The sequence below is a fragment of the Rhodocyclus purpureus genome, assembly GCF_016653115.1.
Classification (GTDB): Bacteria; Pseudomonadota; Gammaproteobacteria; order Burkholderiales; family Rhodocyclaceae; genus Rhodocyclus; species Rhodocyclus purpureus.
In genome coordinates, this window is the sequence record NZ_NHRX01000063.1 from 22,499 (window position 1) to 41,717 (window position 19,219).

Consider the following 19,219-nt stretch of genomic DNA (forward strand, 5'->3'; position numbering starts at 1 on the left):
CTCATTGACCAAGGGCGGGATCGGAAAGTGTCTGGATATCGTTGATGCGGCCGTAGCCCTGGATACTGCGCCTGAGCAGTTGGAGCGGATTGGAGCCGACGCGCGCGAAATCGTTGAGCTCCAGTTGCACGAAGAACGTCGAGGATGCGACGCCCGTCGCCGTCGCCAGACGCTGGCCGACCATGCGGACGACCCAGCAACCGCCGTCGTACTCGAAGCCGAGGATGTTCTCGATCGGCTGCTGGTCCTTCAGCGAGTAGTTGAGGCGACCGACGGCGTACCAGCCGCCGTGGATCGGCCACTGTCCGGAAAAGTCGACCTGCTTGATCTGGTCGCGGTTGAAGCGATACGCGGCGTTGAAGACCTTGCCCGGTGCCGGCAGGTAGCGCGCACCGAGCGAGGTGCGCTGGGTGCGCGCCTGATCGACGTTGTACTGGACAGCCGCGTCGGCGTAGAGCTTCGGGGCGACCTCGCCGGAGAAGGCGGCAAGCAGGTCGGACTTGTTCCACTCGCGCTGCGCCTGCGTCGGTAACATCACCTGCTGGTCGCTGAAGTAGAAGCGCTGGCCGAGCATCGCGCGCATCAGTTCGCGCCCGCTCTCGGGGGCGATCAGGCGAGAGGTCACCGCAGCGGTCAGCTGGTTGGCGTCGTTGAAGCGATCCTGGCCGGTGAACTGGTTCTCGGCGAAGATCTGCGCGAAGTTGAAGTCGGCCAGACCGCTGTCGAAGACCGGGATGCGGCTCTGGTCGCGGTAGGGGACGTTCAGGTAGTAGAGGCGCGGTTCGAGCGTCTGCGTGAAGTTTTGACCCGCCCACTCCAACGGCCGCTCGAAAGTCATCCCGGCGTCGACCGAGAAGACCGGCAGGGTGCGGTTGAAGCTGTCGGGTGCGTCCGCCAGCGCGCCGGCGTCCTGGCGGGTCATCGTCCAGTTGGTCGCATGCACGCCGAGCTTCGGCGTCACGTACCAGCCGGGATTGACGATCGGCAGCGCCAGCTGCGGATAGACGACCAGGCGCCGCGCCTCGGCCTTGGCCGGGTCGGCATTCACGAAGGCCGAATACTGGCCGAACAGCGAGCTGTCGGTGCCGCCGAGCCAATACGGCTTGCGCGCGTTGAAGTTGATCTGCGGCAAGAGGCTGTACGGCTTCGTCACCGACACCGCGGGGTCGGGCTGCAGCGTCTGGTACGACTGCAGGTTGAGGTTCGTCGTCCACCAGCCGCTCGGCGACCAGTTGAGCATCCCCTGGCGCAGCAACTGGGTCTGCGCGGTGCTGCCGATCCGGCTCGACAGGTCCGTGTAGTACTTGTCGTCGGAAACCGCGTTGAAATTGAGTTGCCCGGACAGCCCCGGTGCCAAGGTATGGCGATGCAGCAGCGACAGCCCCCAGCGGTTCTCCTCGGCGAGCAGGTCGTTGGGCAGCAGTTCCAGCCGCGCCTGTCCCGAATAGTTGTAATCGAGGTAGCGGAAGTCGGTATTGAGCTGGAGGCCGCGCTTGGACAGGATGCGCGGCGCGATGGTCGCGTCCATGTTCGGCGCGATGTTCCAGTAATACGGCAGGTTCAGCGAGAAGCCGCTGGTGGTGCTCGAGGCGAAGGTCGGCGCGAGGAAGCCCGACTTGCGCTGGTTGTTGAGCGAAAAAGTCAGCCACGGCGAATAGAGGATCGGCACGCCCTTGAAGTAGACCGTGCCGTTGCGCCCCTCGCCGACCTCGCGGTCGTAGTCGAGCCTGAGCTCGTCCGCTTGCGCGTACCAGTCGTCGTTGCCCGGCTTGCAGGTGCTGTAGGTGCCTTCGCTGATGCGCACCTGGTTTTCGCCTTCGAAGTCGATCCGCTCGGCCTGGCCGTGCCCCTCGACTGCGGTGCGCGGCGCCAACGTCGAGAACGAGGACACCGTGGACACACCAACGCTGGCGTAAGGCGATCCCGAAGGCATCACGTAGGAGCTGCTGTCGGTTCCCGTCACCGGGGCTGCGGCCCCATTCGGCGTCGTGGGCAAGGTGCCGCCCACCGTCAGCGGGTCCTGCGCACCGAACGCCGAAACGCTCTGCCCGAAGGCCGCCACCGCCTTCGGCTGCCGCATCAGCGTGTAGCTCGGCTGTTCGAAGAAGCCGACCTGATCCTGCAGACGCAGGCGCAGATAGGGGCCGGAGACGACGTCGCCGCCCTGCTCGATGCGCACCTTGCCGCTGGCAGTGACTTCGTCTTCAACCGGCGAATAGGTGAGGCGCTCGGCGGTGAGTACCGTGCCGATCCTGCGCAGTTCGGCATCGCCCTCGGCGACCATCTCGGTTTCGGTATCGCCGTGGATGCGATCGGCGGTCAGGAAAACCGGGAGGGGCTGATCGCTCTTGACCGGTTCGCCCATCTGCTTGGTCAGGCGCAGGGACAAGGGCGGCAGGCCGTCGTCCACGCGCTCTTCCTCGGTATCCGCCTCGGCTGGCGACGGTTCGCCGCTACTCTCCGGTACGGCCAAGGGTGCCGCCGGAGATTCAGCCGTGCCGGCCGGGAAGGCCGTGGCGGGCACGCTCCCTGCCGCGTAGGGGGCAGCAGCCGGCGTTCGGTAAGGGCCGGCGACGATCTGCGGACGCTGTTCCTGCGCCGCCGCAGGAGCGCTTGCCGGCGTCCCGATCGCCTCGCCCGCCTTGCCGAACTCCCACTTCGCCCAGAAGAAGAAGACGTTGCCGGCTCCCGCACCGCCGGGAACGAAGGCCGTTTCGAGACTCAGGTTGCGATAGCCGATCGAAGCGATCGGCAGGATGCCGGGAAAGGGCTTGTAGTCGAAGATGTCGGCACGCATCATCAGGAAGGCCGTGTAGCCGAGACCGAGCTTCACCTCATCGACCGGATTCCAGAAGGTCTTCCACCCGTAGCCGGCCATCCACTGTGGCTTGAAGTGCGAATCGTGGAAGCCCATCGCGTAGACGCCTTCCCAGTTGCCCTTCTCGTTATAGCGACCGAAGCCGGCCCCCAGGCCGGGCGGATTTTCCTGATAGCCGGCGATCTGTTCCTTGGTATACGCGCTGCGCAGGTGGTAGGTGTGGAACGGCAGGTAGAGCTCGAGCGTGCCGAGATCCCAGGTCTGCCTGACCGGCTGCCACAAGCGCTGGGCCCACGACGGTGGCACAGGGGCGGCGACGGCAGACGGCTCGGCGGTGGCCGCGCCACGGGCCGCCTTGTCAGTGCTGCGGGAGGCCGGGCGCGTGCCCGACGAACGCCCCGTGCCGCTGCCCGCGTCGAGCGCGCGCCCGGCGGTGCCGGTGGCGGGGGGGCTGGCGGGCCTCGGTAGCGAAGCCGTCGGAGGCACCGGCAGCCCGAGCAGCGCCGGGTGCACGCGCAGGGGACTCAGCCCCTGCGCGCCGGCGGCGAGCGGCAAGGCGCCGAGCATGGCGCCCGAGACGAACACCGCGAGAGGCTTCACGCGAAAGGGAAGACCGATGCGGAAATTCATTCGTCCTGGGGGGGCTGGATTCGGGTCGGCGGAAGGGAAACGCATCAGGAGCGCCCGTGAGTCGCGGCCATTCGTGGCCATGGGTGGCCATTCGCGCGCGGGTGGCAGGTGTAAAATCGCGCAATTCTAGCATCAACACCAGGCCTTGCTTCGCGCCGCCGCCGTGATCGCGCGTGGCAGCGCACGGCCTCCCCATTCATGCAGGCCGGCCAGAGACCTGGCCGCCCCTTCCGGAGAAAGACCGATGAACCCCATGCCAGAGAGTGGCGGCCAGTCTGCAGCGCCGCTCGCCGCTGCGGGCGACGAACGTATGCGCGCCGTGCACGAATTCGTCAGCGCAGCGCTCGGCGGCCAGGCCGGCGCGATCGCACCGGCCTCGGCCGACGCCAGCTTCCGTCGCTATTTCCGGGTGACGCTCACCGACGGCACGACGCGCATCGTCATGGACGCGCCGCCCGCACACGAGGACTGCCGCCCCTTCCTTACCGTTGCCGCCCTGTTCCGGGCAGCCGGCGCCAACACGCCCGAAGTCTTCGCCAGCGACCTCGCGCAAGGCTTCCTCCTGCTCTCCGACCTCGGCAGCCGCACCTACCTCGACGCCTTCACCGCCGACAGCGGCAGTGCGCCGCGGCACTACGCCGACGCGCGCGCAGCGCTGATCGCCATCCAGCACGCCAGCCGGCCGGGGATCCTGCCGGCCTACGACCGCGAACTGCTCGCGCGCGAACTGGCGCTCTTCCCCGACTGGTACGTCGCCCGCCATCTCGGCATCAGCCTCGACAGCAAGCAGGCGGAGACGCTGGCGACGGTCAATGGCCTGCTGCTCGACTGCGCCCAGGCGCAGGCGCAGGTCTTCGTGCACCGCGACTATCACTCGCGCAACCTGATGGTCGTCGGCGACGGGGGATTCCCGCGGTCACCGGGCGTCCTCGACTTCCAGGACGCGGTGTATGGCCCGATCACCTACGACCCCGTCTCGCTCTTCCGCGACGCCTACATCGACTGGGAAGAAGACCAGGAGCTCGACTTCGTCATCCGCTACTGGGAAGCCGCGCGCGCGGCCGGACTGCCGGTCGCGACCGATTTCCACGACTTCTACCGCGACTACGAATGGATGGGCGCGCAGCGCCAGCTCAAGGTGCTCGGCATCTTCGCCCGCCTCAAGCACCGTGACGGCAAGGACGGCTACCTGAAGGACATGCCGCGCGTCGCCTACTACCTGCGCCGCACCTGCGAGCGTTACCGCGAGCTGCGGCCGCTGGCGCGCCTGCTCGACACGCTCGAAAATAGGCAGGTGACGGTCGGCCTCACCTTCTGAAGGTGGCGATGAAGACGCTGATCTTCGCCGCCGGCCGCGGCGAGCGCATGCGCCCCCTGACCGACACGCTGCCGAAGCCGCTGCTGCAGGTCGGCGGCAAGCCGCTGATCGTCTGGCACCTCGAACGGCTGGCGGCGGCGGGACTCTCCGAGGTGGTGATCAACTGCGCGCATCTGGCCGACACCTTGCAGGCCGCCCTCGGCGACGGCAGTGCCTGCGGCGTCCGCATCGCCTGGTCGCGCGAACCCGCCGGCGCGCTGGAAACCGCCGGCGGCATCGCCTGGGCGCAGCCGCTGCTCGGTGACGACCCTTTCCTCGTCATCAACGGCGACGTCTTCTGCGACTGGGACCTGGCGCGCGCACCGGCCATCGCCGCGACGCTCGGCGCGCGTGGCCGCGACGCGCATCTGGTGATGGTCGACAATCCGCCGCAGCACCCCGGCGGCGACTTCGCCCTCGTCGGCGACAGCGTCGTCGCTGCCCGGCACGCTGCCGCAACGCTCACCTACGCGGGGATCGGCATCTTCTCGCCGGCACTCGTCGCCGGTGTCGAGCGCGGCGCAGTCATGAAACTGCGGCCGCTCCTCGACGCAGCGATCGCCGCCGGCCGCCTCGGCGGGGAACACCACGGCGGCCGATGGGTCGACGTCGGAACGCCCGAACGCCTCGCCGCACTCGACCGCGAACTGCGCCGCTGAGGATCGTTTTGATCCTTGTAACCTCTTTTCATCCACGAAAAACACGAAAGCCACGAAAGCCACGAAACAAAACATAGGGTTGCGGTCGTTCAGTGTCCAACCCATCCGGTTGTTTCCACTCAGCGTCAAAGCCCATGAATGATTTCGCGTTTTTTCGTGCATTTCGTGGTCAAGTGCTTTTTTCAGGTTGATACAGCCTCCTCTCAAACCGCGCCGATCCCGAAAAGCCTCCGATGACCGCCCCCCTGACTCCTGCCGGCCGGCACTCCCCGTTCTCCCTGCGCCGCCAGCGCCTGCTGGCACAGCTCGGCGACGGCATCGCCATCGTGCCGACCGCCCCCGAGCGCATCCGCAACCGCGACACGCACCATCCCTACCGTTTCGACAGTTACTTCTGGTATCTGTCGGGCTTTCCCGAACCCGAGGCGGTGCTCGTCCTCGTCGGCGAGCGGCGCGGCGCGCAGCCCGCGCCGGCGCGCGCCATCCTCTTCTGCCGGCCGAAGCACGCCGAACGCGAGATCTGGGACGGCTTCCGTTACGGCCCCGCAGCGGCGCAGGAGACTTTCGGCTTCGACGAGGCCTGGCCGATCGAGGAATTCGAGCAGCGCCTGCCCGAGCTGCTCGCCGACCGTGACAGCGTCTGGCACTCCTTCGGCGACGACAGCGCCTGGGACGCGCGCATCTTCAAGGCGATGGCGGCGGTGCGTGGCATGGCGCGCGCCGGCAGGCGGCCGCCGCGCAGCATCAGGGACCTGCGCGCCCCGCTCGACGCGATGCGCCTCGTCAAGGACGCGCACGAGATCCGGCTGATGCACGAGGCCGCCGACATCGCCGCGGCCGGCCACGCGCGCGCCATGCGCGCCTGCCGTCCGGGGATGGCCGAATACGAGCTCGAAGCCGAGCTGTCGCACGAATTCCGCCGCCGCGGTGCCGACGGCCACGCCTACCCGCCGATCGTCGCCGGCGGCGCCAACGCCTGCATCCTGCACTACGTGGACAACCGCCGCCTGCTCGCCGACGGTGCGCTGGTGCTGATCGACGCCGGCTGCGAGCTCGAAGGCTACGCCGCCGACATCACGCGCACTTTCCCGGTCAATGGGCGCTTCAGCGCCGCGCAGCGCGAGGTCTACGAAATCGTGCTCGCCGCGCAGGCCGCCGCGATCGACGCGATCCGCCCCGGCGCCCCCTTCACCGCCTACCACGACGCGGCGCTGCGCGTGCTCACCCAGGGGCTGATCGACCTCGGCCTGATCGAAGGCAGCGTCGACGGCGCAATCGAGCGCGAGGCCTACAAGCCGTGGTACATGCACCGCACCGGCCACTGGCTCGGACTGGACGTGCATGACGCGGGCGACTACAAGTCCGGCGACGAATGGACGACGCTGGCGCCGGGGATGACGCTGACCGTCGAACCGGGCCTCTACCTGCGCCCGGGCGAGAAGGTGCCGGCCGCGCTCGCCGGCATCGGCATCCGCATCGAGGACGACGTGCTCGTCACCGCCGAGGGGGCGAGCGTGTACACCAGCGCACCGAAGACGGTCGCCGAGATCGAGGAGGTGATGCGCCGTGACTGAACCCATGCCGGCACAAGCCGCCGCGCCTGCTGGAGTTTCGCCATCCGTCGCCGACAGCTTCGACCTCGCCATCGTCGGCGCCGGCCCGGTCGGTCTGGCGCTGACCAACGCGCTGGTCGGCGCCGGCGTCGCGCTGCGCATCGCGCTGATCGACCGTCGCGCTGCCGGAGCGGGCCGCGACGACCCGCGCGCGCTGGCGCTCGCCGAAGGCTCGCGCCGCATCCTGGCAGCGCTCGGCGCGTGGGAAGCCGCCAGCGCGACGCCGATTCGCGACATCCATGTCTCGCAGCGCGGTGGCTTCGGCCGGACGCTGATCGAGGGCAGCGACGTGGCGGCCGAGGGACAAGCTGCGCTCGGCCACGTGCTGCGCTACGGCGCGCTGCTCGCGGCGCTGGAGCAGGCACTGGTGCAGGCGCAGTCCCTGACAGGCGCAGCCCGCGTCACGCGCTTCGCCGAAACGACCGTCGCCGCGCTCGCCGAAGAGCGCGACCAGATCACCCTGACCCTGGCAACGGGCGGCGAGCCGAAGCGCATCGCCGCCCGCCTGGTCGTCCATGCCGAGGGCAGCGCGGCCGATGCCACCGCCTGGCTCACGCGCGACTACCGGCAGAGCGCGATCGTCGCCGAAGTGACCCCGGCGCGCGCGCACCAGGGTCGCGCCTGGGAACGCTTCACCGCAGACGGTCCGCTGGCCCTGCTGCCGCTCGGCAGCGACTATTCGCTCGTGTACACGACCAGCAATGGGCGCCTGCCGGAGTTGCTGGAACTCGACGACGCAGCCTTCCTCGCCCTGCTGCGCGCCGACTTCGGCACGCGCCTCGACTTTGCGGCGATCGGTCCGCGCAGCGCCTGGCCGCTGGCGCTGCGCGCACGCAAAACCCTGTCGGTGCCGCGCCAAGTCTGGATCGGCGCCTCGGCGCAGACGCTGCATCCGGTCACCGGCCAGGGCTTCAACCTCGGCCTGCGCGACGCACTGACGCTGGCCACGGTGATCGGCAACGCGGTGCGCAGCGTCACGCAGCAGCGCATCGACGTCGGCGCCGGGGCGCTCCTTGCCGACTACCGCCGCCAGCGGCGCGGCGACCGACTGGGAACGATCGCCTTCACCGACGGACTGATCCGCGTCTTCGGCAGCACCCTGCCGGGGATGTCCGCGCTGCGCGGCATCGGCCTGCTTGCGCTCGACGTGCTGCCGGCGCTGCGCGCGCCGCTGGCGCGGCGTCTGGCGCACGGGACCGTCGCGGCGCCGACCTGGCGCGGCGATTGACTATTTTTTAGGCGCCGGAAGGCGTAGAATCTCGGCCTCGCCGCCAGCCGTCCGCAGCGGCGCAGGGAGCCGCCGGCACCGGCAGAGGATCAGCGCTGCGCGCGGATCTTCAGTGCCGTTCTTGCAGCGCCTCGCCGGCGCTTTTCTGCCACCGTCGCCGCCCCCCGTGCGGATCGACCTCAATCGCCCCCGACGCCCTCGATGAACTACCTCGGTTTCACCCTGCGCAACAACCTCTTCGTCGCGCCGATGGCGGGCGTCACCGACCGCCCGTTCCGCCAGCTGTGCAAGCGCATGGGCGCCGGCCTCGCGGTTTCGGAGATGGTGACCTCCAACTCGCTGCTCTACGGCAGCGCCAAGACGCAACGGCGCGCCAACCACGAGGGCGAAGTGGCGCCGATCGCGGTGCAGATCGCCGGCTCCGACCCGCGCATGATGAGTGAGGCGGCCCGCCACAACGTCGAGCGCGGCGCGCAGATCATCGACATCAACATGGGCTGCCCGGCGAAGAAGATCTGCAACGTGATGGCCGGTTCGGCGCTCTTGAAGGACGAAGTGCTGGTCGGCCGCATCCTCGAAGCGGTGGTCGAGGGCGCACTGGGGACGCCGGTGACGCTGAAGATCCGCACCGGCTGGGACAAGGGCAGTCGCAACGCGCTGAACATCCTGCGCATCGCCGAGGAGAGCGGCATCCAGGCGCTCGCCGTGCACGGCCGCACGCGCGCCTGCGGCTATACCGGCCACGCCGAATACGAGACCATCGCCGCGGTCAAGGCGGCAGCCAGGATCCCGGTCGTCGCCAACGGCGACATCACCTCGCCCGAGAAGGCGCGCCATGTGCTCGACGTCACCGGCGCCGACGCGCTGATGATCGGCCGTGCCGCGCAGGGCCGGCCGTGGCTGTTCCGCGAGATCGAGCATTACCTTTCCACCGGCGAGAAACTGCCGCCGCCACGCGTCGCCGAAATCCACGAGATCCTGCTGGGCCACCTGGAGGACCTCTATTCCTTCTACGGGGTGGACACCGGCGTGCGCGTCGCCAGGAAGCACATCTCCTGGTACACCAAGGGCCTCTCCGGCTCGGCGGCGTTCCGCCACGCGATGAACCAGCTGCCGACGGTCGAACTGCAGCGCCGCGCCGTCGACGATTTCTTCCGCCTGCTCGGCGCACAGGGCGAGCACTTGCACTACAACGAAGATGCACCGGCCGACGCCGGACAGCACAGCGACGAAACGGCCTGGGGAGGGCTGGCAGCATGAGTACTCAGGACATTTCGGCTTGCGTCAGCAGCGCGCTGGAAACCTACTTCGTCGACCTCGACGGCGAGAAACCGGCCGGCATCTACGACATGGTGCTGAAGAGCGTCGAACGCCCGATGCTCGAGATCGTCATGCGCCAGGCCGCAGGTAACCAGACGCTCGCCGCCGAGATGCTCGGCATCAACCGCAACACCCTGCGCAAGAAGCTCGTCGACTACCGCCTGCTCGGCTGAACCGCACCGTTCCGAGCGCCCACAGGCAGCGCCTGCCGGTGCTCCCGGAACTCACCCCTCACCCTTCCCGCTCATCACTTCCCAGGCCAACATGAAAATCCGTCAAGCCCTGATCAGCCTTTCCGACAAACGCGGCGCCCTCGACTTCGCGATCGGCCTCGCCGCGAAAGGCGTCACCCTCCTGTCCACCGGCGGCACCGCCAAGCTCCTGCGCGACGCCGGACTGGCCGTCACCGAGATCGGCGACTACACCGGTTTCCCGGAAATGCTCGACGGTCGCGTCAAGACCCTGCACCCGAAGGTGCACGGCGGCATCCTCGCGCGTCGCGACCTGCCCGAGCACCTGGCGACGATCGCCGCGCACGGCATCCCGCAGATCGACCTCGTCTGCGTGAACCTCTATCCCTTCCGTGAAACCGTCGCCAAGCACGGCGTCACCCTCGACGAAGCGATCGAGAACATCGACATCGGCGGCCCGGCGATGGTGCGCTCGGCGGCGAAGAACCACGCCGGCGTCGCCGTCGTCACCGACCCCGCCGACTACGACGCGCTGCTCGCCGAAATGGCCGCCAACGACGGCGCGCTGTCGGCGACGACCCGCTTCAACCTGGCCAAGAAGGCGTTCACGCACACCGCCCGCTACGACAGCGCGATCGCCAACTGGCTGACCTCGCTCGACGAGGAGAACAAGCCGCAGACCTTCCCGAACGCGCTGCAGTTCGCCTTCGACCGCGTCGAGACGCTGCGCTACGGCGAGAACCCGCACCAGCAGGCCGCCTTCTACCGCGACACGGCGCCGGTCGCCGGCGGCATCGCCAGCTACGTGCAGCTGCAGGGCAAGGAACTGTCGTACAACAACATCGCCGACGCCGACGCTGCCTGGGAGTGCGTGAAGACCTTCACCGCGCCGGCCTGCGTCATCGTCAAGCACGCCAACCCCTGCGGCGTCGCCATCGACGTCAAGCTGCTCGCCGCCTACGAGAAGGCGTTCCGCACCGACTCGACCTCGGCCTTCGGCGGCATCATCGCCTTCAACGGCACCGTCGACGCCGACGTCATCGCTGCGATGAGCGAGCGCAAGCACTTCGTCGAAGTGATCATCGCCCCGGCCTTCACCGAAGCTGCCAAGGAACTGCTGGTCGCCAAGCAGAACCTGCGCGTCCTCGAAGTCCCGCTCGAACGCGCGCTGCAGGCCTTCGAACTGAAGCGCGTCGGCGGCGGCCTGCTGGTGCAGACGCCGGACGCGTTCAACGTGCAGGCCTCCGACCTGCGCGTGGTGACGAAGAAGGCGCCGACCCCGGCACAGGTCGAGGACCTGCTCTTCGCGTATCGCGTCGCCAAGTTCGTCAAGTCGAACGCGATCGTCTTCTGCGGCGACGGAATGACCCTCGGCGTCGGTGCCGGCCAGATGAGCCGCGTTGATTCGACCAAGATCGCCAGCATCAAGGCGCAGCACGCCGGTCTCGAACTGAAGGGATCGGTGGTCGCTTCCGACGCCTTCTTCCCCTTCCGTGACGGCGTCGACGTCCTCGCCGAAGCCGGCGCAGCTGCGGTGATCCAGCCCGGCGGCTCGGTGCGCGACGAGGAAGTGATCGCCGCCGCCGATGAACACGGCCTGGCGATGGTGTTCACCGGCGCCCGCCACTTCCGCCACTGATCGACTGGTTTTTCACCGCCGACGATGGGATTCGCAATGATTCATGACCTGACCATCAGGAATTTTCGCTTATTCGACGAGCTCAGTATAAATGGGCTCGGTCGCGTCAATCTCATCGTCGGCAAAAACAACAGCGGAAAGAGCGCCGTTCTCGAAGCCTTGACAATCTACGCCAGTCAAGGTGATCCAGCCACACTCTATTCGATTTTGGGAAGCCACGACGAGAACCTGCGATTTGACAACCCGCTTTCCGAATCCGGTGTCGAGGCGATTGACTCTTCGTTTCGCCACCTATTCCCCAACCGACGCTTTCCAGAGGAAGACGGCAAGGAAATATATATCGGAGACTCCAGCAGAGGGTCTTACGTTCAGCTCGAACATAGATTGTTTTTCGAGGTATTCGAGGAATTCCAAGACGAATCGGGCAGCACGCTTCGTCGCCGTAAGCGTGTGCCTTTAGAAAAAAGCAGTCCTGACCTTTTTTCTCAGGACACGACACCCGAACAAGCGCTTTTCTTATCGACCAAGAACCGTTCATTCTGGCTCGACTTGGCTGACACACCACTTAGCAGACGTAGATACCTGACTCATGGTGCAGACGCACGCTCAATTCCCCACGTTTACGTCCCTACCGACTTCATCACGGCGGAACGCTTGGCATCGATGTGGGATAGCGTTGCTCTCACGGAGGCCGAGGAGTACTCGCTCAAGGCGCTCAAGATTATTGACGAATCGGTTTCTGGCCTTGCCTTCGTGCAAAAAAAAGAGGGAAGCTTTACCAAGGAGGGCGCGCGCGTAGCGATCGTCAAGATCAGTGGCCAGTCCGTTCCAATTCCCTTAGCCAGCATGGGCGACGGGATGACAAGGCTTTTGCAGTTGGTACTTGCTCTCTTCTCGGCCAAGGGCGGCCTGCTTCTGCTCGACGAATTCGAGAATGGCTTGCACTTTTCCGTACAGAAACAGATTTGGGACATGGTGTTTCATCTGGCGAAGGAACTCGATGTTCAAGTTTTCTGCACGACACACAGCAGGGATTGTGTGGAAGCATTCAGTCAATCCGCCCAAGAGGATACAGCCACCAAAGGTGTCCTTTTCCGCCTTGGGCGCAGTGTCGCCCCGAAAGACGCTAATCGCATCTTCGCTACCGTTTTCGACGAGAATCGTCTGAGCCGCATGACGGAAGCCGACATCGAGGTGCGCTGATGAGTGCGAATCCCTCATCAAAAAAGTTGATCGTCGAAGGCGACATCGACGGATCGTTCTTCGAGGCCTTTTGTTACAGCATCGGCTACCGAAAGAAAGAGATCTGGGTTGGTCCACCGGCCGATTACGCCGCTGGCAAAGGACGCGGCAAAGGCAACGCCATCGACTTGTTCGTCGATCTGGTCGGAGAACTCAGAGACGGACGCGTCAGCCGACTGGGGCTGATCGTCGACGCCGATTACGCATCGAAAGGAGGTTTGGGCTATTCCGGAACACTCGAACACATTTCCGGAAAGCTCGGACCGCTTGACTACGCGCCGATCAGTGACGGCGAGGAAGGCATTGTTTTCGCGCACGCCGGAGGGCTTCCGGACATCGGCGTCTGGATCATGCCGAACAACAGGAACGAAGGCTACCTCGAGGATTTCTGTATCGGCATCGCCGCCAGATCCGAGGCAACCCTGCTGCGCCGCGCAAGGACTGCGGTCACGGACATTGACACCCCGAAATTCCCGGCGCACTTCAAGACCAAGGCCGAAATGGCGACCTGGCTCGCCTGGCAGGAAGTGCCCGGCCAGAAACTGGCAGCGCTGATCGGCAACAACCTGATCGACACCACAAGCCCTAAATTCCTCGCACTAAAAAAGTGGCTCAAACGAACTTTTGACTAAGGAAAAGACCCTAATGAAACTACTCGTCATCGGTTCCGGCGGCCGCGAGCACGCGCTCGCCTGGCGGCTGGCGCAGGCACCCGGCCTGCGCCGCAAGATCTACGTCGCCCCCGGCAACGCCGGCACGGCGCTTGAACCCGAACTCGAGAACCTGCCGCTCACCGACCCGGTCGCGCTCGCCGACTTCGCCGAAAGCGAGAAGGTCGCGCTCACCGTGGTCGGCCCCGAGGCGCCGCTCGCTGCCGGCGTCGTGGACATCTTCCGCGCGCGCGGACTGAAGATCTTCGGCCCGACCAAGGCCGCCGCGCAGCTCGAAAGCTCGAAGGACTTCGCCAAGCGCTTCATGGCACGGCACAAGATCCCGACCGCGGCCTTCGCGACCTTCACCGACGCTAGCGCCGCGCATGCCTACGTCGACGCACAGGGCGCGCCGATCGTGATCAAGGCCGACGGGCTCGCCGCCGGCAAGGGCGTCGTCGTCGCCATGAACCTCGCCGAAGCACATGCCGCGATCGACGACATGCTCGCCGGCAACAAGCTCGGCGACGCCGGCGCCCGCGTCGTCATCGAGGAGTTCCTCGACGGCGAGGAAGCCAGCTTCATCGTCATGGTCGACGGCAAGAACGTGCTGCCGCTGGCCTCCAGCCAGGACCACAAGCGCATCGGCGACGGCGACACCGGTCCCAACACCGGCGGCATGGGCGCCTACTCGCCGGCGCCGGTGGTGACGCCCGAGATCCACGCGCGCGTGATGCGCGAGATCATCATGCCGACGGTGCGCGGCATGGCCGCCGACGGCATCCCCTACACCGGCTTCCTCTACGCCGGCCTGATGATCGGCCGCGACGGCTCGGTGAAGACGCTCGAATTCAACTGCCGCATGGGCGACCCCGAGACGCAGCCGATCATGATGCGCTTGAAGTCCGACCTCGCCGTCCTGCTCGAGCACGCGATCGACGGCAAGCTCGATGCGATCGAAGCCGAGTGGGACCGCCGCGTCGCGCTCGGCGTGGTCCTCGCCGCCGCCAACTACCCGGAAACGCCGCGTGTCGGTGATACGATCAACGGCCTGTCGGAAGGCAGCAACGATGCGCACGTCTTCCACGCCGGAACGCGCCTGGTCGACGGCAAGGTGGTCACCTCGGGCGGTCGCGTCCTCTGCGTCACCGCGCTCGGCGACAACGTCCGCCTCGCGCAGCAAGGCGCCTACGAGGTCGCCAGCGGCATCCACTTCGACGGCATGCAGCTGCGCCGCGACATCGGCTACCGGGCGATCAACCGATGAGCGACACCGCCCCGCGGCCGGCAGCGGCGCAGGGCGGCAGCGCCGCCGAGGCCTGGTTCCGCGAGCTGCAGCAGCGCCTGGTCGCCGCCTGCGAGGAACTCGAAGGCGCAGAAGGCGGCCGTTTCCTGCGCGACGCCTGGGAAAAGCCGAGCGAGGCCGCACTTGCCGGCGAGGGCCTCACCTGCGTCATCGAAGGCGGCCGCGTCTTCGAGCGCGGCGGCGTCGCCTTCTCGAAGGTGCGCGGCGCGGCGCTGCCGGCGTCGGCCACCGCCGCCCGGCCGCAGCTCGCCGGCGCGCCCTTCACGGCGATGGGCGTCTCGCTGGTCCTGCACCCGGAAAACCCGTACTGCCCGACCGCGCACCTCAACGTGCGCGCGCTCGCCGTGACACCGGCCGATGGCGAGCCGCTGTGGTGGTTCGGCGGCGGCTGCGACCTGACGCCCTACTACCCGTTCGAGGAAGACATCCGCCACTTTCACGGCACGCTGAAGCAGGCGCTCGCGCCCTTCGGCGCCGAGGTCTATCCGGACATGAAGAAGGCCTGCGACGCGTACTTCCACCTGCCGCACCGCAACGAGCCGCGCGGCGTCGGCGGCGTCTTCTTCGATGACCTCGACACCGGCGGCTTCGAGCGCTGCTTCGCGCTCACGCGCGCCGTCGGCGACGCCTTCGCCGACGCCTACCTGCCGCTGGTCGCGCGCCGCCAGGACACGCCCTTCGGCGAGCGCGAACGCGACTTCCAGGCCTACCGCCGCGGCCGCTACGTCGAATTCAACCTGATCTGGGACCGCGGCACCCTGTTCGGCCTGCACGGCGACGGTCGCACCGAATCGATCCTGATGTCGATGCCGCCGCTGGTGCGCTGGAAATACGACTGGCAGCCCGAACCGGGAAGCCCCGAGGCGAGGATCTACGCACTGCTGCCGCCGCGCGACTGGGCCTAGGCAGAGTCTGGCAGGTCGGGTTAGCGCAGCGTAAGCCGACCTACGAAGCTGAAGGCCCGGCGAACCAGGGCAGCAGTGCCTGCGCGGCGCTGATGCGGTCGCGCATGGCGACCGAGGGATCGTTCATCACCGCGAGCAGGAAAGCCTTCGGGTCGTCATGATGGCCGGCGACGTCCGGGCCGGAGCTTCCGCGACCTTGATCACGGCTTGACTGGCGGCTCAGCTCGCCGCCCTCTGGCACGCGCTCCTGCGCCACCGGCTGCGCGGGCTGCAACAGCGCAGTCACCCGCAGCCAGTCGGCGCGGTCGATGCTCTTGAGCCCGGCGAGCATCTCGGCCTGCCGCTGCATGTTCGGCGCCAGCGGCAGTCCGGGCTCGTCGACGAAGGCGCTGCCCATCGCCGGGTCGATGAAGGCCGACCACTTGCCGCTCTCCTCATCGGCGGCAGGAACCAGATGCAGCGCGCAGGGCTCCGCGGCCACCGGAGCGAAGGCCAGATGCGCAGCGGGCAGGTCGGCGAGGTAGCGGCGGCGCAGCGACTCGGCGAAGGCGGCGAGTTCGCCGGCCGGCAGCGCTTCGGCAAACGACAGCCAGAGGCGAAAGCCACCACACGCCACCACCGAGAGCGCCGGCAGCGGCAGCTCGAGCTCGCTGCACAGCGCGTGCAGGAGCTTGCTCACCGAGACCCAGTCGTCGGCACGCCTGAAATCGACGAGCATGACCCGCGCGCGGCCGTCGGCGTCGACCAGATCGACGGCCGCGGGAAGTGCGTTCCCAGCGCCGGCCGCCTGGGATGGCAACCCGGGCCCGGGCAGGAAGTAAAGCCGCTGCAGTTCGGCGAGCAGTCGCTGCATGCTTTCAGCCACGGTGGCTCAGCGCCACGGGTGCGCGCACAGCCCGGCGATGATGCCGGCGTCGGCGGGATCGGTGAGGATGGTGTTCGTCAGCCCGAGCGCGTGCGCGGCCTCGGCGATGCGCGCGTGCGGGACGAACAGCGGCGTCTCGGCGAGGCGCTCGCGGTCCTCGGCGTCGAGCATCTCCCACAAGTTGCGCAGGCCTTCGCTCGACGACAGCGCGACCGCGTCGAAGCAGCCGCTGTCCCACAGGTCCTTCAAAGAGGCCGAGCCGCCGGCGGGGGTCGTGCGCTGGTAACAGGCGATGAAATCGACGCGGGCACCGCGTTCGCGCAGGGTGTCGGCGAGCAGCTCGCGACCGCCGTTGCCGCGGAAGACGGCGACGCGCTTGCTGGCAACCGCTGCCGCCTGCAACTCGGGGAGTTCGAGCAGCGCCTCCGAGTCGAAGCGCAGGCTAGGCGCGATGGTCGGGCCGATCCCGTGTTGCGCGAGCGCAGCGACGGTAGCGCCGCCGACCGCCACCGGACGCAAGCCCGCGGGCCAGGCGCGTCGTGCGAGGATCTCCGGCACGCTGTAGGCGACCGCGTTCGGGCTGACGAAGACGGCGAATGCGTAGTCGTCGAGCGCGTCGATCGCCGCGGCGAGCGGCGCCGGGTCTTCGGCCGGACCGATCTCGAGCACCGGGAAGACGACGGCTTCGCCGCCGGCCGCCTCGATCATTGCCGCGAGACCGGCCGCCTGCGCCAGCGGCCGGGTGACGACGACGGTGACACCCTGCAGCGGCTGGCTCATCGGCTTTTTCTCGGCAATCGGTTCTGAAGAGGTGGCATCAACGGCGAAATACCAGCGCGACATCAGCCGGCCTGGTGCGTCGCCAGCTGCGCGAGGATGTCGTCGGCGCCCTGCGCACGCAGCTGGGCGGCGAGTTGCAGGCCGAGGGCCTCGTCGTCGGCGGGCGCGCCGCGCACTTCGGCGCTGACCATCTGCTGGCCATCCGGGGTGGCGACGAAGCCGCGCAGCCACAGTTCACCATTCTCGATGATCGCGTAGCCGCCGAGCGGCACCTGGCAGCTGCCGCCGAGCGCACGCGACAGCGCACGTTCGGCACGCACGCAGTGCGCCGTTTCCGGGTCGTTCAGCGCGGCGACGATCGCGGTCGCGTCGGGACGGTCGGCGCGCGTCTCGATGCCGAGCGCGCCCTGCCCCGGCGCCGGCAGCGACTGCTCGGGGGTCAGCGTCGAGCGGATGCGCTCCTTGAGGCCTAGGCGGATCAGGCCGGCCGCGGCAAGGATGATCGCGTCGTACTCGCCGGCGTCGAGCTTCCTCAGGCGCGTGCCGAGGTTGCCGCGCAGGCTCTTGATCACCAGTTGCGGGTAGCGCGAGCGCAGCACCGCCTCGCGGCGCAGGCTGGAGGTGCCGACGACGGCACCGGCCGGCAGCTCGTCGAGCGAAGCGTACTTGTTCGAGACGAAGGCGTCGAACGGCGTCTCGCGCTCGGAGATGGCCGAGAGGACGAAGCCTTCGGGCATCACCATCGGCACGTCCTTCAGCGAATGCACGGCCAGGTCGGCGCGGCCTTCCTCCATCGCGACTTCGAGTTCCTTGATGAACAGCCCCTTGCCACCGATCGTTGCCAGCGGCTTGTCGAGGATCTGGTCGCCCTGCGTCGTCATGCCGAGGATATCGACCTGGCTCTGCGGATACAATGCGGCGAGACGTCCCTGCACATGGACGGCCTGCCACATGGCAAGCGGCGACTCACGGGAAGCGATGACGATGCGGGAGGGAGAGGAAGATGAGGAGTTCAAGGCGAATTCTCTGTAGGTTCGTCGACAATCGGGACGCTGCACCGGCCTCGCCGGGAGCACGCAGGAGGCACGCATGAAGCGCGGAATTCTATCACGGTCGTTGGCGGCGGCTGGCGAGCGGCAGCGCAGTCAAGCAGGGAGCGCAGGATGAGCGCGGCGGAGCAGTTGGCGAAGCAGGAGAAGCCGGCGCACCAGCGCCCCGAACTTCCCGACTTCTGGGACAAGCGCTTCAGCGAGGGGGTGACGCCGTGGGAGGCCCACTGCGTGCCGCAGGCGCTGCGCGAATTCGCCGCCGCGCACGTGCAGCAGGCGACTGCCCGGCGCGTGCTCGTTCCCGGCTGCGGCAGCGCGCTCGAGGCGGCCTGGCTCGACCGCGCCGGCTGGGAGGTCACCGCGCTCGACTTCTCGGCGGCCGCCGTCGAGCGCGCGCGGCAGACGCTCGGCGAGGCCTTCGGCGGCCGGCTGCTCTGCGCCGACTTCTTCGACTTCGTTCCGGCAGCGCCCTTCTCGCTGATCGTCGAGCGCGCCTTCCTCTGCGCGCTGCCGCGCAAGCTGCGCGCCGGCTACGCGCGGCGGATGGCCGAACTGCTCGCCCCCGGATGCCTCCTCGCCGGTGTATTCTTCGTCGCCGAGCAGCTGAAGGGACCGCCTTTCGGCATCTCGCAGGAAGAACTGGACGCCCTGCTCGGCGACGCCTTCACCCTGCGCGACGATCGTCCGGTCCACGACTCGCCGCCGGTCTTCGCCGGCCGTGAACGCTTCCAGGTGTGGGAGAAGAAAGGCACACGATAGGGACACCATGATTCATGGTGTCCCTATCGTTCATGGCGACGTCCGCCGCCCCATGCCATGAAACGCAGCCATCCGCTACCGTCATTGCGAGGCGCGTAGCGCCGTGGCAATCCAGTTCGTTCTTCCATTCAGCCCTACGCACTGGATCGCCACGCCCTGCGGGCTCGCGATGACGGGCTGCCGATCGCGACGGATTCCGCAGATCAGC

At 67.7% G+C, this 19,219-nt stretch carries 16 protein-coding genes; 12 read left to right on the forward strand and 4 right to left on the reverse strand.

The genetic code is table 11. The features are described from left to right. Nucleotide 1: 1 nt before the first annotated feature. Nucleotides 2–3,448 carry a lipid IV(A) palmitoyltransferase PagP gene (gene pagP / locus CCR84_RS12935; RefSeq protein ID WP_201212983.1) on the reverse strand — a complete coding sequence of 1,149 codons (3,447 nt, stop codon included), beginning with the start codon at nt 3,446–3,448 and terminating at the stop codon, nt 2–4. Nucleotides 3,449–3,701: 253 nt separating this feature from the next. Here pagP and CCR84_RS12940 point away from each other — a divergent pair, with 253 nt between their 5' ends. From CCR84_RS12940 to hemF, 11 genes are all read left to right on the forward strand, one after another. Next, a complete protein-coding gene (locus CCR84_RS12940; RefSeq protein WP_420825398.1) occupies nt 3,702–4,766 on the forward strand; it encodes an aminoglycoside phosphotransferase family protein in 1,065 nt (354 codons plus the stop codon). 8 nt (nt 4,767–4,774) lie between these two features. Continuing rightward, on the forward strand, nt 4,775–5,464 hold the full coding sequence (gene murU, locus CCR84_RS12945) for an N-acetylmuramate alpha-1-phosphate uridylyltransferase MurU (protein ID WP_201212991.1): 690 nt from the start codon (nt 4,775–4,777) through the stop codon (nt 5,462–5,464). A gap of 233 nt (nt 5,465–5,697) precedes the next feature. Further along, nucleotides 5,698–7,038 carry an aminopeptidase P N-terminal domain-containing protein gene (locus CCR84_RS12950; RefSeq protein ID WP_201212999.1) on the forward strand — a complete coding sequence of 447 codons (1,341 nt, stop codon included), beginning with the start codon at nt 5,698–5,700 and terminating at the stop codon, nt 7,036–7,038. Then, a complete protein-coding gene (locus tag CCR84_RS12955; RefSeq protein WP_338052616.1) occupies nt 7,031–8,305 on the forward strand; it encodes an FAD-dependent monooxygenase in 1,275 nt (424 codons plus the stop codon). Before CCR84_RS12950 ends, CCR84_RS12955 begins: the two co-directional genes overlap by 8 nt. A gap of 201 nt (nt 8,306–8,506) precedes the next feature. Then, nucleotides 8,507–9,565 (forward strand): tRNA dihydrouridine synthase DusB, encoded by a 1,059-nt coding sequence (dusB, locus tag CCR84_RS12960; RefSeq protein ID WP_201213001.1) that lies wholly within the window; start codon nt 8,507–8,509, stop codon nt 9,563–9,565. After that, complete coding sequence (locus CCR84_RS12965; RefSeq protein ID WP_201213003.1) at nt 9,562–9,798, forward strand: helix-turn-helix domain-containing protein; 237 nt, start codon at nt 9,562–9,564, stop codon at nt 9,796–9,798. Before dusB ends, CCR84_RS12965 begins: the two co-directional genes overlap by 4 nt. A 91-nt stretch (nt 9,799–9,889) precedes the next feature. Further along, nucleotides 9,890–11,455, forward strand: a complete 1,566-nt coding sequence (purH, locus tag CCR84_RS12970) for a bifunctional phosphoribosylaminoimidazolecarboxamide formyltransferase/IMP cyclohydrolase (protein WP_201213010.1) — start codon at nt 9,890–9,892, stop codon at nt 11,453–11,455. A 36-nt stretch (nt 11,456–11,491) separates the two neighbouring features. Next, nucleotides 11,492–12,658 (forward strand): AAA family ATPase, encoded by a 1,167-nt coding sequence (locus CCR84_RS12975; RefSeq protein ID WP_201213012.1) that lies wholly within the window; start codon nt 11,492–11,494, stop codon nt 12,656–12,658. Then, a complete protein-coding gene (locus CCR84_RS12980) occupies nt 12,658–13,329 on the forward strand; it encodes a DUF3226 domain-containing protein (RefSeq protein WP_201213014.1) in 672 nt (223 codons plus the stop codon). The genes CCR84_RS12975 and CCR84_RS12980 overlap by 1 nt, the downstream gene beginning before the upstream one ends. Before the next feature lie 13 nt (nt 13,330–13,342). Beyond that, the gene (gene purD / locus CCR84_RS12985) at nt 13,343–14,614 is read left to right on the forward strand and encodes a phosphoribosylamine--glycine ligase (protein WP_201213016.1); all 1,272 of its coding nucleotides are present in this window, start codon (nt 13,343–13,345) and stop codon (nt 14,612–14,614) included. Next, nucleotides 14,611–15,558 carry an oxygen-dependent coproporphyrinogen oxidase gene (gene hemF, locus CCR84_RS12990; protein WP_201213018.1) on the forward strand — a complete coding sequence of 316 codons (948 nt, stop codon included), beginning with the start codon at nt 14,611–14,613 and terminating at the stop codon, nt 15,556–15,558. The genes purD and hemF overlap by 4 nt, the downstream gene beginning before the upstream one ends. 40 nt (nt 15,559–15,598) lie before the next feature. Here the strand turns inward: hemF and CCR84_RS12995 are convergent, their stop codons facing one another. The 3 genes from CCR84_RS12995 to hemC all read right to left on the reverse strand — a co-directional run bounded on the left by CCR84_RS12995 (nt 15,599) and on the right by hemC (nt 18,219). Next, nucleotides 15,599–16,423: a hypothetical protein gene (locus CCR84_RS12995; RefSeq protein ID WP_201213020.1), complete on the reverse strand. Its 825-nt coding sequence runs from the start codon at nt 16,421–16,423 to the stop codon at nt 15,599–15,601. A gap of 6 nt (nt 16,424–16,429) precedes the next feature. Then, complete coding sequence (locus CCR84_RS13000) at nt 16,430–17,203, reverse strand: uroporphyrinogen-III synthase (RefSeq protein ID WP_201213029.1); 774 nt, start codon at nt 17,201–17,203, stop codon at nt 16,430–16,432. A 62-nt stretch (nt 17,204–17,265) separates the two neighbouring features. Continuing rightward, nucleotides 17,266–18,219 carry a hydroxymethylbilane synthase gene (hemC, locus tag CCR84_RS13005; RefSeq protein WP_274610821.1) on the reverse strand — a complete coding sequence of 318 codons (954 nt, stop codon included), beginning with the start codon at nt 18,217–18,219 and terminating at the stop codon, nt 17,266–17,268. A gap of 147 nt (nt 18,220–18,366) precedes the next feature. Here hemC and CCR84_RS13010 point away from each other — a divergent pair, with 147 nt between their 5' ends. Further along, nucleotides 18,367–19,011 (forward strand): methyltransferase domain-containing protein, encoded by a 645-nt coding sequence (locus tag CCR84_RS13010; protein ID WP_242508719.1) that lies wholly within the window; start codon nt 18,367–18,369, stop codon nt 19,009–19,011. Nucleotides 19,012–19,219 lie beyond the last annotated feature (208 nt).